General features: G+C 64.8%; 6 protein-coding genes. 4 read left to right on the top strand and 2 right to left on the bottom strand.

Annotation, left to right across the window (positions count from 1 at the left end; translation table 11 throughout):
- Positions 1-527: 527 nt before the first annotated feature.
- Positions 528-1,943, bottom strand: a complete 1,416-nt coding sequence (locus ACFIQF_RS24240) for a L,D-transpeptidase family protein (RefSeq protein ID WP_393946208.1) — start codon at positions 1,941-1,943, stop codon at positions 528-530.
- A 72-nt stretch (positions 1,944-2,015) separates the two neighbouring features.
- Positions 2,016-3,308: a L,D-transpeptidase Cds6 family protein gene (locus tag ACFIQF_RS24235; RefSeq protein ID WP_393946207.1), complete on the bottom strand. Its 1,293-nt coding sequence runs from the start codon at positions 3,306-3,308 to the stop codon at positions 2,016-2,018.
- Between the two features lie 471 nt (positions 3,309-3,779).
- Here ACFIQF_RS24235 and ACFIQF_RS24230 point away from each other — a divergent pair, with 471 nt between their 5' ends.
- From ACFIQF_RS24230 to ACFIQF_RS24215, 4 genes are all read left to right on the top strand, one after another.
- On the top strand, positions 3,780-7,325 hold the full coding sequence (locus ACFIQF_RS24230; RefSeq protein ID WP_393946206.1) for a beta strand repeat-containing protein: 3,546 nt from the start codon (positions 3,780-3,782) through the stop codon (positions 7,323-7,325).
- Positions 7,326-7,403: 78 nt separating this feature from the next.
- On the top strand, positions 7,404-8,867 hold the full coding sequence (locus ACFIQF_RS24225; protein ID WP_393946205.1) for a hypothetical protein: 1,464 nt from the start codon (positions 7,404-7,406) through the stop codon (positions 8,865-8,867).
- A gap of 357 nt (positions 8,868-9,224) precedes the next feature.
- A complete protein-coding gene (locus tag ACFIQF_RS24220; RefSeq protein ID WP_393946204.1) occupies positions 9,225-11,096 on the top strand; it encodes a peptidase domain-containing ABC transporter in 1,872 nt (623 codons plus the stop codon).
- Positions 11,093-12,490 (top strand): HlyD family type I secretion periplasmic adaptor subunit, encoded by a 1,398-nt coding sequence (locus tag ACFIQF_RS24215; RefSeq protein ID WP_393946203.1) that lies wholly within the window; start codon positions 11,093-11,095, stop codon positions 12,488-12,490. Before ACFIQF_RS24220 ends, ACFIQF_RS24215 begins: the two co-directional genes overlap by 4 nt.
- Positions 12,491-12,492: the final 2 nt, after the last annotated feature.

Here is a 12,492-nt window from a genome sequence, read left to right as displayed (position 1 = left end):
GGCTGTTGGCTGTTGGCTGTTGGCTGTTGGCTGTTGGCTGTTGGCTGTTGGCTGTTGGCTGTTGGCTGTTGGCTGTTCAGGATGTCCTTCCACCCCTGTCAGCCAGCGCCTGCGATCACAGCAAATGCCGGCGGTTTGGCTGCCGAAGGACAGCCAAACTTCGTGAACTGACTCGCGGCCGCTGTTTGAATGGAGCGCTTTAGCGCGGAATGAGTTCGGCCGCGCGCCGGCATTTGTTGTGAGCGCAGGTTGCCCCGATTGCCCCGCTTCGCGGGGCGGTCGGGGACGCTGGCTGTGGGGCAGATTTTTCGCCTCCCTTTTTGGCTGGGCAAAAAGGGAGGTCGCCTGCCGGGGCGAAACCCGGCCAGCTGCAGCATGCAAAAGCCCTGCAACACCAGTGAGAAAACGACCGCTCCAAATCTGCGCGAAGCGCAGATATCCCTATAAAGGGCGAAACGCCAACCACTCCACGCCCGCAACAACGCCCAAAGCACTGCCACACCGCGTGCCAGCGGCAAAGCCCTCCCTCAGCCCTGCACATCCTCAGAAAACAGCACCCACTCGTTGCCCGTCTTGCGCCAGTACTGGCGCAGCGACCAGGGCTCGGCCAGGTTGCGGCTTTGGAGGCGGAAGTTGGCGATGCGGATTTCGCCCTTGGCGTCTTTCCAGGCGTAGACCGACACGTCCTGCAATTGGGTATTGGCACTTTTGAATGCCGCAGCCATGCGCTCTTGCATGGGTTTGTTGTCGTCAGCGCTGCGCAACTCTGGCGCGTAAAGCCTGCCCAGTGCTGCGGCATCGCCCTGGTTCCAGCTTTGCTGCCAGCGCGTGAGCACCTGCAGGAAAGCGTCGCGCTCACGCGCCTGGCCGGCATCAGCACTGGCCACCCACTGCAGACGGTCGCGCACCAGCACGGGCGCGAATTTGTCAACGCTGCGCATCAGCCGCAACAGATCGGTATTGGACAAAACCATGCAGCCATCACTCGCCTGTGGCAGGCGGGCGAACTGCTCGGGCGGCGAACCATGCAGCCAGATGCCGCTGCCCGAGCGGCCCATGGCGCGGTCCCAGTCGTTCGGGTAGTTCACCGTCAAAGCGCCCTTGCCATAAAACTCTGGCAGCTTGGCGCCCGCAATCTGGCGGCCGATGAAGTACATGCCCTCTGGCGTGCGCTGGTCGCCCTCTTCAAGCTTGCCCATGCCGAGCTTGCCGACGGACACGTAGTAATCCGCCGTGAGCACCAGCTTGCCCGCTTCGTGCTTGAAGAGGTACAGGCGCGACTTGCTCGCATCAATGGCAATGGCTTGGCGTACCGTGGGCGCCAGCGCCAAAAACTCGGCCGGAATGCTGCCCGTGGCAGGCAATGCGCTGGCACCTTGTACGCGGCGTTTTATTTCGTCTTGCAGGCCGTGCAATTGCTGCAGGCTGTCGGTTGGCCCCGCAGCATTGGCTGCGGCTGTAGCAGCGACAGCAGGCGCGTGTTTAACCAACACGGGCACAGCCTGCTGCACCGGTGCAGCAGGCAACGCGCCCGCATGGCCGGTTTTGTAGCGCAGCAAATCGGCATACACCAGCTGCGCGGCTTGGAAATGCGGCACATCGCTGGTCAGGCTGGCGGCCGCTTGCAAAGACGCGTCGAGCTTTTGCTGCCGCACCAGATCAATCACTTTGAGCAAGCGCTCTTCGGCATTGCCGTGGCTGGCCGCTACCGGGCTGCTGGCAGCTCGGGCCGTTGCAGGGGCCGATTTGCGTGGCTCTTTAGCCGCCGATTTGCGGGATTTGCTGGCTGCAGCGGCCTCCGCTTTGCCTTTGCGTGCCTGTGGCGCAGATGGCTCCGCCTTGCTCTCGGACGGCTTGGCCTGCGCTGTGCACAAGGCCCCGCCCGTGGCCAAAGCCAGGGCTACCGTGGCCCATGGCCGCCAATACTGCTTGCAAAAAGGCATCGCCTGAAATTCCTCATCCCCGCGGCCACCGTTGGCCGCCTGCCGCGCATGATACCGCGCAGCCTGCCACCATCAGCCGCCCGTGGATTCGCGCACGATGTGCCACTGCCCTTTTTCGTGGCGCAGCTGCAGGGTTTTGCGCGTGGTGGTGTTGAGCGAGCCGGCCACATAGTGCTGGCGGAACTTGGCCGTGGCCTCGTCGCCATCAACGCTCACTTGCAGATTGCGCACACCCACCTCAATCTCCTGCTTGCCGACGATGCGCACGCGGCGCCCTTCTTTCCAGGCCGCCAGCGAGCCACCGCCGGCTGGCTGGAATTTGTCGCTATAGGCGTCGAGATAGGCGGCCATGTCCTTCTTTTGCCAGGCTGCAGCCCAGGCATGCACGGCACGCTCGACCTCAGCCACAGCTGCCGGGCGGGCAGCAGGCGCGGGCTTGGCGGCGGCTTCGGCAGGCTTGTCGGCATCGGCGGCGTCTGCTTTAGCAGGTTTGGCTGCCGCTTCGGCTTTGGCGGGTTCGGTTTTGCTGGCTTCGGGTTTGGCTGGCTCGGCCTTGACCGGCTCCGGTTTGGCCGGGCTGGGCTTGGCCGCAGCGACCACCGGCGCAGCGGCTACCGCCACCGGTGCTGGCGCTAGAGCGGGCGCGACCACCGGTGCAGGGGCTGGTGCAGGTGTCGGCGCCTTGGCAACCACCACGGGCTCTGGTTTGGGAACAGGTGCAGCCGCCGCAGCGGGAGCCACTGGCGCAGAGGCTGCAGACGCTTCTGCCTTGGCCACCGTGGCCTTGGGGCGCGCAGCGGCGGCGCCGGGCACGATCTGGGTGATCAGCGCCAGCTTGGGCTTCAAATCCTGGCGCGAGCCGTCCAGCTGCAAGGCCTTGGAATAGGCTTCGCTGGCCATGCGGGCGTACAGGTCGCCCAGGTTCTCGTGCGCTGTGGAATAGCTGGGGTTGGTGCGGATGGCCTGCTCCAGCGCCTCGGCCGCCTTGCGCTCCTGGCCATCGGCGGCATACAGCACAGCCAGGTTGTTATAAGGCTCGGGCATGTGCGGATAGTCACGCGTCAAGGCCGTGAAAATCTTGATCGCCTGCGCGCTCTGCTTTTGCTCGGTGGCGATCACGCCGCGCAAAAAGCGCATTTCCACATCGCCGGGGTTTTGCTGCAAAAAGCTGTCGGCCTGCTTGGCGGCCTGGTCGGCCTTGCCTTGCTCCAGCAATTGGGCCACTTCGTCCACCGGACGGGCCGCCTGTGCGGGCAGGTGTTGCAGCGCCATGCCGCAACCGAGCAATACCGCAGCCCAACGGTGCTGAGACCACAGCTTGCCGGCACGGTGCAGCGGCGACGAAACGGGAGGCGCGATCTTCATAAGCAGTGGATCTCTTTGCAATGCAGGGCAAGCCGCCCACAGCCCACCGGGGCATGGCAGATGGCTCTCAAACCACCCGCAGCACCCGCCGGCGCTGTGCGGTTGGGGTGGCCGATTATAAACAGTCAGATACAAACCGGGCAGCCCGGCCTGACCGCCGGATTTACCCGCAGACAGACGGTGTGCCAGTCCGCCAGCGCGGCCCAGCCGAGTGCGCTGCAGTGCAACAAAGCTACGTTCCCGATGCGGTGACGTTACGTAACGTTGCCCGTAACACCGAGCGGAACATACCGATAACTGCGCGCGCACCCAGAACTCCAAGAAGATTAAAAATCAATAAATATCAATGGATTAAGCACATAAAAAGGCGCGCCCTCGCTTGTAACCGGTTGTTGGCACGGCTATTGCGCTAAGAGAGGCATCCATCTGTGCAGTCGCACGCCGATGATCCACTTTTAGCAGGAACCGACCATGACCACCGCTGCCAACACCACCACCCTCTGCGTTGCCCCGGAAACCGCAGGCTCCAACCCTGGTACGCCGGCCACCGCTTCGGCCAAACTGACCCAGGCCAGCCAGGACGTGCAGATCGTGCGTGGCGGCCAAAGCCAGCCTGCACAAGCCGGCGGCCAGCTGCTGATGGGCGACACCATCGTGGTTCCGGCCGGTGCCCATGCGCAAGCGGTGATTACCGATAGCAACGGCAACGCCCAGATCGCCGCACTGAGCGCCAACACCGAAGCCCGTCTGGACAGCTGTGACAACAACGGCGCTGTGGCCGCCGCCGCCCTGGCCACCAACACTGGAGGTGCGGAAACCGTGGCCGCCGCCGACGCAGCCAATGCCGGCACCGCGCCCAAAGAGGCCAGCGACGACGACGGCGCAGGCGGCTGGGTGCTGGGCGACTACTTGCTGGCAGGCCTGGGTGGCTTGGGCGCAGCTGCCCTGGTCGCAGCCATGAACAGCAGCGATGATGACTCGACCACCGGCCACAACCCCGGCGGCAACAACAGCGGCAGCAACCCCGGCCTGCCCAACCTCACCGACCCGACCGAAACCACCGAGCCCACCAACAGCGGCGAGGCCACCGATACCACGGATACCACGGACGGCACCGACCCGACCGATACCACATCGCCTACCGATGTGACCGCGCCCACCGACTCCACCAACCCCACGGACCCGGTGCCCCCTACGGAGCCCACGGACGGCACTGAACCGACCGACACGACCGACACGACGGACACGACCGACACCACAGATACAACTGACACCACCGATACCACCGATACCACCGACACGACTGACACCACGGATACGACCGATACCACTGACACGACTGACACCACCGATACGACGGACACCACAGACACGACCGATACCACAGACACGACCGATACCACGGATACGACCGATACCACTGACACGACTGACACCACCGATACGACGGACACCACAGACACGACCGACACCACAGACACGACCGACACCACGGATACGACCGATACCACGGACACGACCGATACCACGGACACGACCGATACCACGGATACGACCGACACCACGGACACGACCGACACCACGGACACGACCGATACCACCGACACGACTGACACCACGGATACAACCGATACCACGGACACGACCGACACCACCGATACGACCGACACCACGGATACAACTGACACCACCGATACGACCGATACCACGGATACGACGGACACCACCGATACGACTGACCCCACCGACACCAGCGGCGAGCATGGCCTGATCACCTCGGTGCAAGATCTCGTCAACGGTCTGCTCGGCGGCACCATTGCTGCGCCTGTGGTTGACTTGGTCAACGCCCTGGTCGATCCGAACGGCGGCACGCTCGACGCGATCACCGGCATTCTGGAAAACCTGACGCTCACCGACAGCGGCGCCCTGGGTGGCCTCACCAGCCTGATCGATGGTTTGGTAAACCTCGACAACCAAGGCCTGAACCCGCTGATCGACACCTTGAACGGCTTGGTGGCCGGCCTGGGCAGCCCCGACGGCAGCGGCTCGCTGCAAGACCTGGTGAGCAACGTCACCGGTGGCCTGCTCGGCGAAGGCGGTGCATTGACCGGCTTGCTGGGCGGCCTGCTCAGCGGCGGCGCAGGCAGCGGTAGCGGCAACAGCGGCGGTGGCGACGAGCATGGTCTGATCACCTCGGTGCAAGACCTGGTGAACGGCCTGCTCGGCGGCACCATCGCTGCGCCGGTGGTGGACTTGGTCAACGCCCTGGTCGATCCGAACGGCGGCACGCTCGACGCGATCACTGGCATTCTGGAAAACCTGACGCTCACCGACAGCGGCGCCCTGGGCGGCCTCACCAACCTGATCGACGGTTTGGTGAATCTGGACAACCAAGGCCTGAACCCGCTGATCGACACCTTGAACGGCTTGGTGGCCGGCCTCGGCAACCCCGAAGGCGCTGGCTCGCTGCAAGACCTGGTGAGCAACGTCACCGGCGGTCTGCTGGGCGAAGGCGGCGCGCTGGGTGGTTTGCTCGGCGGCTTGCTCAGCGGCGGCAGCGCTGGTGGCGGCAACGCCGGCGGCAGCGCTGGTGGCGGCAACGCCGGCGGCACCGATGGCAGCGGTCTGATCACCACGGTCGATGATGTCGTCAACCACCTGCTGGGCGGCACGGTCGCTCAACCGGTGGGCGATCTGCTGCATGCGCTGATCAACCCGGACGACGGCACGCTGTCGGCGGTGACCGGTGTGCTGGAGCAACTCACCCACTCCGATGGTGGCGCACTGGGTGTGCTCAACGACTTGGTCAGCGGCCTCACCAACCTGCAAGGCCAGGGCCTGGAGCCGGTGATTGGCGCACTCAACCAACTGATCGCCGGCCTGGGCAACCCCAGCGGCGCGGGCGCTGTGCAAGACGTGGTTTCCAACGTCGTCGGTGGTTTGCTGGGCAGCGTTGGCGGCCTGCTGGGCGGCGTTACCAGCACCGTCACCGATACCGTCACCGATGTGGTGGCCGGCGCAAATGGCGGCGGCAGCACCGGTGGCAGCGACGACGGCCATGGCCTGGTGAGCTCCGTGCAAGACACGGTAGACCATCTGCTCGATGGCACCGGCCTGGCTCCGGTGGGCGATCTGGTCGACCAACTGCTCAATCCCGCTGACGGCGTACTGGCTGCCGTGACCAACCCGGTTGAACAGCTGACCGACACTGGCAGCGGCGCCCTGGGCGCGGTGACCGACCTGGTCGACAGCTTGGTGCAAGCGCCAGCCGGCGTGCTGGACCCGGTGGTGGATCTGGGCCACGACCTGGTGGCTGGCCTCACCGGCACCGGTTCTGGCAGCGAAGGCGCAGGCGCTGGCGACTTGCTCGACACCGTGCTGCCCGCCGTGACCGAGCCGGTGGCTGATCTGGTCGACACCGTGACCGATGTGGTGGCCGATACGGTGCAAACCGTTGGCGATCTGGTGGACACCGTGGGCAGCACCGTCGGCAGCGCCACCGATCTGGTGGGCGATCTGGTGGCCGGCCTGACGGATGGCATCGGCGCCGCCACTGGCACCGGCACCGATGCAGCCAACGGCGCTGGCTCGCTGGTCAGCGGCGTGCTCGACACCGCCCTGCCCGCAGTCACTGAGCCGGTTGCAGACCTGGTGAACACGGTGACCGATGTGGTCGGCAGCGTGGCCGATGTAGTGACCGACGTGGTGGGCTCGGTGGGCGACAACCTCGCCGCCGCTACAGCGGGCACGGGCGTGGTGGGCGATCTGGTCGCCAGCACCGTGGGCAGCAACGGCCTGGTCAACCAGGTGGTTGATGGCCTGCTGGGCAGCAATGGCCTGGTGAGCGGCCTGCTCAATGGCGTGCTGGGCGGTGGTCTGCTGGGTGGCGGCAGCGCTGCCAGCGCCATGGCCAGCGCCGATACCGAGCCGGTGACCGTGGCCATCAGCAGCCAGGCCGATGCCGCAGCCGGCAGCAGCGGCATCGTCCACGACCTGCAGCACAGCATGAGCCTCTAAACCAGCCGGCCCTGCTGCATGCCCCAGGGCGGCAGCGGGGCCCAAACACACTCTCCAACCAACCCAGAGAGTCCCGCCATGATGAACGCAACCCTAGCTCGCCAGCCCGCCCCCCACGCCAGCCAGGCCCTGCATGCCCAGCCGAGCGAACCCATCGCCCTGGCGCAGCAGCTGGATCTGGCCTTCCGCTTTGTGGCCCAGCATGTGGTATCGCTGCCCGAGCCCTATGCCTGCTGTGTGCTGTTCTTCACCATCACTGCCGACCAGCTGCCTGTCACCAGCTTCAGCGTGCGGCGCGTCACCGTACATGCCGCCTGGCGCGAAGGTGCCACGCGCGTGCGCCAATGGGCCTGGGCGAACAGCGCCAACAGCGTGGAGCTGCGGGTGGACTGGGCCTGCGGCATCCAACCCGCTGCCAGCGCCAGCCTGCCGGCCCGCAGCGCCGACCCCAGCCGCACCTGGGCCGTGGCTGATGACGAGCTCGAATGCACCGAGCTGCTCACCGCTCTGGGCAAGCGCACCGCACACGATCTGACCTCAGTGCAACACCTGAGCGACCCGGTGCCTGCCGTGACCCACGCGCGCTGGCAATTGCTGCTGGAAGGCGTGTATATCGACCCGCACGGCGAGCTGAGTGCCTTGCCGCGCCCACGCATGTCGCCCCAGCATCTGCGCAGCGGCCCGGCAGCGCCCATGCTGCACCGCGCTACGCAAGCGCTGATCACGCAACGCCAAACCGACGAAGGCAGCTGGCACGAAGCCGGCACCTTGCTCGACCACCTGGGCATTACCTACGCACTGCTGTTGGCGCAAAGCCATACCCAGCACGAACAGCGCAAGGGCGACCCGGCCGCACTCGCCTGCCACCGCGCCGTGGCCTACCTGATCGAGCAAATGCGCCGCTGGAGCCTGCACGATTACGCCAGCGAGCTGCTGCACGCGTTGTGCCTGATAGTGCTGGTGCGCTACACCACGCAGTTTCCTGGTGCGGCGGGCTCATCCACCGTCAGCGGTTTGATGACCTTGCTCTCGCAACACCTGGCCGCGCAAGCACCCGGCCAGCACGGCGATGCCGCGCCCTGGACCCCGTTGGCCCTGGAAGCCCTGCGCCAGCGCCAGCAGCAAGCCGCGCCCGACGAGCTGCTCGACGCCGCCTCGCCCCAGCGCAGCTACGACGGTAAATGGCTGCATGCCAGCTGGTCGCAGCTGCGCCAGATTGCCGACGACGGCGGCCGCCCCGCCACGCTCTCTGAGCCCTGGATCACCGCCGCTGTCATGGAATGCTCGCTGCGCCAAGGCCAGCCGCAATTTGCCAGCGAGACGCTGCAAGCGCAGTTCCAGTCGAACATGCAAACCCTGTTCCGCGCCTGCTACCAGCGCATCGTATGGCCCGAGGTGGCGCTGTTCCAGGCGGGAGAAACACGCAAGCGGGCGGCTTTTTTCTCGCCCCGCACCGGAAACAGCCTGGTCAGCGATTGCCGTGTGGCCAGCCAACTTCTGATAACCATTTGTGCTTCCATCAATTTCACTTCTAAACAATAAGTAAAAGTTACAAATAACAGCGCACTTGGAAAAATAATTTTTGATAGCAATAAATATCGACAACTACAAGCCAAATCTGCATTTTCATAAAGGAAATTCAGCTATCAGATTTGATGCAACAGGTAACAAAATGATCAGAACTGATCATCGCTTCAATTTTTTGCTATCAGTAAAAAATATAACTGTCATCAATTGTTATCAAGACAAAGTCAATTTGGCAGTCTTTGCACCTTATTTGACATTTTTTATGGATGTTTTTGGTTACAAAAACTTCCATTGCTTACTTAATACCTGCAAAATGTTTCAAAACGCTTCTCGATCTTGTCTCGTTACTGGCCCCTTACCCGAGTCCTGACCATGATTGAATTCCTGCTCCCGCACAAGCTGGTCCCAGCAGCCAAAGCTGCCGGTGCCGCAGGCATTGCGGGGCCCGCAGGAGCGTTTGCCGGCGCCATTGGCCAAAGCTTTGACCGAGCCCGCCCCTACCTGCGCCAGGCCGCCTGGCTGTCGCTGCCCATCAGTTTGCTGGGCCTGCTGCCTTCGATCTTTCTGCTCCAGGTCTACAACCGCGTCATTGCCCGCGGCGGCAACGCCACCCTGATCGCCATGGTGGCCGGCGTCCTCTGCTTTTTGAGCCTGGAGCTGTGGCTGCGCCGCCGCCGGGCCCGCGCCCTGCGCGAAGCCGGTGCCACCATTGACCGCGACATGGCGCAGGCGCTCATGCACGGCATGCTGCGCCACCCCATGCTCAGCCTGGAGCGGCGCCCGGCCAGCCAGTGGCTGCAATTGTTCCGCGATGTGGGCGCGCTGCGCACCGGTGTCTCGGGCGGCGTGGCCTCGTCCATGCTCGATCTGCCGATGGCGCTGATCGCGCTGGTGGTGGTGGGCATCATCGCCTGGCCGGTACTGCCCGTCATTTTGGTGGCCATGCTGATTCTGGCCGTGCTCGCCTGGTGGTGGGCCGACGAAGTGCGCACAGGCAAGGTCGAAGAGCTGGAGCAAGCCCGCCAGCTCGACCGCAGCACCGCAGAAATCTGCAATGCCCGCAGCACGCTCAAAGTGCTGGGCTACGACGGCGCTGCTCTGCAGGCCTGGCAAAGCGGCTACGATCGCTGGCTGGCCGAGAGCTTCCACAAAAACGGCGAAATGGAAAACGCCAAAGAGCTCAGCCATGTGCTGCTGACGCTGTTCTCGGTAGCCGTCATCACCATGGGCGCCGTCGCCATCAATGCACAGTGGATGAGCATTGGCAGCCTGATGGCGGTGAACCTGCTGTCCAGCAAAGCCCTGGGCCCGATTGCGCAACTGGCCAGCAACTGGCGCGCCCTGGCCCGCGCCAACGAAAGCGCCGAGCGCCTGCAAGCCGTGCTGCAAGAGCCGCTGGAAAACGCCGCCCAAACCATTGCCCTGCCCCGCCCGCGTGGCCAGTTCAAGCTCGACCAGGTCAGCTTCCACTACCCCTCGGGTCATGTGGCGCTGGAGAACGTCTCGCTCAGCATGGGCCCAGGCGGCATCCACGCCATCGTGGGCCGCAACGGCGCGGGCAAATCTACCCTGGCCAAGCTGTTGGCCGGCCTGTATCAGCCCACAGCGGGCAGCCTCTCGATCGACGAATACGACATAGCGCAGTTCTCGCGCGCCGATCTGGGCCGCTGGGTGGGGTGCCTGGCCCAGCAAAGCTATTGGTTCAGCGGCCCGATTGTCGACAGCCTGCGCATGGTCAGCCCCGAGGCGGACGACGCCACCCTCATCCGTGCCTGCCAGCTCTCGGGCGCGCACAGCTTTATCAGCCGTCTGCCGCAGGGCTACCAGACCGTGCTGGGCGAAGGCGGCGCCGGCCTGTCGGCGGGCGAGCTGCGCAAACTCGGTTTGGCGCAACTGTTTTTGCGCAATCCCTCGGTGTTGATTTTGGACGAGCCCAGCAACGATCTGGACTTTGACAGCGAGACGGCGCTGCTGCAATCGCTGCGCCAGATTGCAGCGCGCCACACCGTCATCGTCGTCACCCATTCGCTTCGCGTGGCAGCGCAAGCCCAGCATATCTACCATGTGCAAGGCGACGGCAGCGTGGTGCAAGGTAGCCCCGAGCGCATGTTGCCCAGCCTGTTTGGTGTGGCAGCGCCCACGCGCCCTGCAAGCACCAGCACCACGGCACCAACGCCCGCACCCGCTCCAGCGGCAGCCGTGCCAGCAACGCAAACGCCAGAGGCGCAGGAGGCTACGCCATGAGCCACAGCGGCCGCCAGCGCGATCTGCCCCAGGTGCTGCAGCAAGCCCAGCCTGCCGCTGCGCCTGTGCGCCCAGCTTTCCAGCCCGAGCAAGCGGCCAACGACCAAGCCGTGCCAGCCGCAGCTGCACCAGTGCCAGCAACGGCCTGGTTCAGCAAGCGCAAAGTCGTGGGCTCAGCCATCGGCCTGCTGGTCTTGCTCGGCCTGTTCTACCCGGTGGAGAACGTGGTGGTCGCCAGCGGCCAGGTCATCCCTTCGGACCGCGTTCAGACCGTGCAGCATTTGGAAGGCGGCATTGTCACCGCCGTGCACGTGAAAGAAGGCCAGGTGGTGCGCCTGAACCAGCCGCTGCTAGATATTGATCTGGGCGGCAGCAGCCTCAACCTGGAGCAACTCACCGCCCGCAAAGCCACGGCCCAGGCCGTCAAAACCCGCTTGTCGGCAGAGAGCCAGGGCCGCACGCTCAAGGCCGGCGATTTTCCCGCCGGGCTGGAAAGCCGCATCGTGCAAGCCGAGCTGGGCGCTTTCGCTGCCCGCACGCTCGAATACCAAGGTACCGCCGCCGCCGCGCAAGCGCTGCTGGGCCAGGCACAGGGCGATGTGGCCCAAATCCAGGCGCGCATCACCGGCTTGCAAACCAATCTGGCGCTGTACGAGCAAGAGGCCGCCATCGCCAACCAATTGGCGGCTGAGCAGCTGATCGGCCAGCTCGAAGTGATCGACAAACAACGCGCCTTGGAGCAGGTGCGCACGGATCTGGCCGCCGCCCGGCAAAACCTGGTGAGCAACCGCGCCAAGGTGGAGCAAGCGCAGGCCAAGCTGCTCGAATCGCAAGGCGCTTTCCGCCGCCGCGCCTCCGAAGAGCTGGCCCAGACCGAGCGCGAGCTGCTCAGCCTGAGCGAGGACCTCAGCCGCGCCCAGAACCAGCGCACGCGCACCGTGGTGCTCGCACCCATCGACGGCATTGTCAAAGGCCTGCGCAGCTCGGGCACGGGCTGGGTGGTCAAGCCCGGCGAGCCGATTTTGGAAGTGGTGCCCGACAAGGACGAAGTCATCGTCGAAGCGCGCTTGAACCCGGCCGACCGTGGCTATGTGCACGTGGGCCAAGGCACCAAGGCCAAGATCAGCGCTTACGACTACCTGCGCTACGGCTTTGTGCCCGGCAAGGTCACCCTGGTGTCGGCCGACGCCGACCAAGACCCCAAGCAGCCCGACGGTGCAGCCTACTTCCGCATCCAAGCCAGCTTGCAGCAGCCCTGGGTGGGCCGCAGCGACAACCGCATCACCACCGGCATGCAGGCCGAGCTCGATCTGCTGCTGGGGCGCGAACCATTCATCTGGTACTTGCTGCGCCCGGTGCTGCACATCCAGAGCGAAGCTTTCCGGGAGCCATGAGC

The sequence above is a fragment of the Comamonas trifloxystrobinivorans genome, from assembly GCF_043359985.1.
Lineage (GTDB): Bacteria > Pseudomonadota > Gammaproteobacteria > Burkholderiales > Burkholderiaceae_C > Comamonas > Comamonas trifloxystrobinivorans.
The sequence above is the reverse complement of the archived record's forward strand: the minus strand, read 5'-3'. Positions and strand labels throughout refer to the sequence as shown.

Bases quoted from the DNA above. Each gene is read 5' to 3' on its own strand.
- ACFIQF_RS24230 (WP_393946206.1), top strand. From the start codon at position 3,780: ATGACCACCGCTGCCAACACCACCACCCTCTGCGTTGCCCCGGAAACC.
- ACFIQF_RS24240 (WP_393946208.1), bottom strand. From the start codon at position 1,943: ATGCCTTTTTGCAAGCAGTATTGGCGGCCATGGGCCACGGTAGCCCTG.
- ACFIQF_RS24225 (WP_393946205.1), top strand. From the start codon at position 7,404: ATGATGAACGCAACCCTAGCTCGCCAGCCCGCCCCCCACGCCAGCCAG.
- ACFIQF_RS24215 (WP_393946203.1), top strand. From the start codon at position 11,093: ATGAGCCACAGCGGCCGCCAGCGCGATCTGCCCCAGGTGCTGCAGCAA.
- ACFIQF_RS24220 (WP_393946204.1), top strand. From the start codon at position 9,225: ATGATTGAATTCCTGCTCCCGCACAAGCTGGTCCCAGCAGCCAAAGCT.
- ACFIQF_RS24235 (WP_393946207.1), bottom strand. From the start codon at position 3,308: ATGAAGATCGCGCCTCCCGTTTCGTCGCCGCTGCACCGTGCCGGCAAG.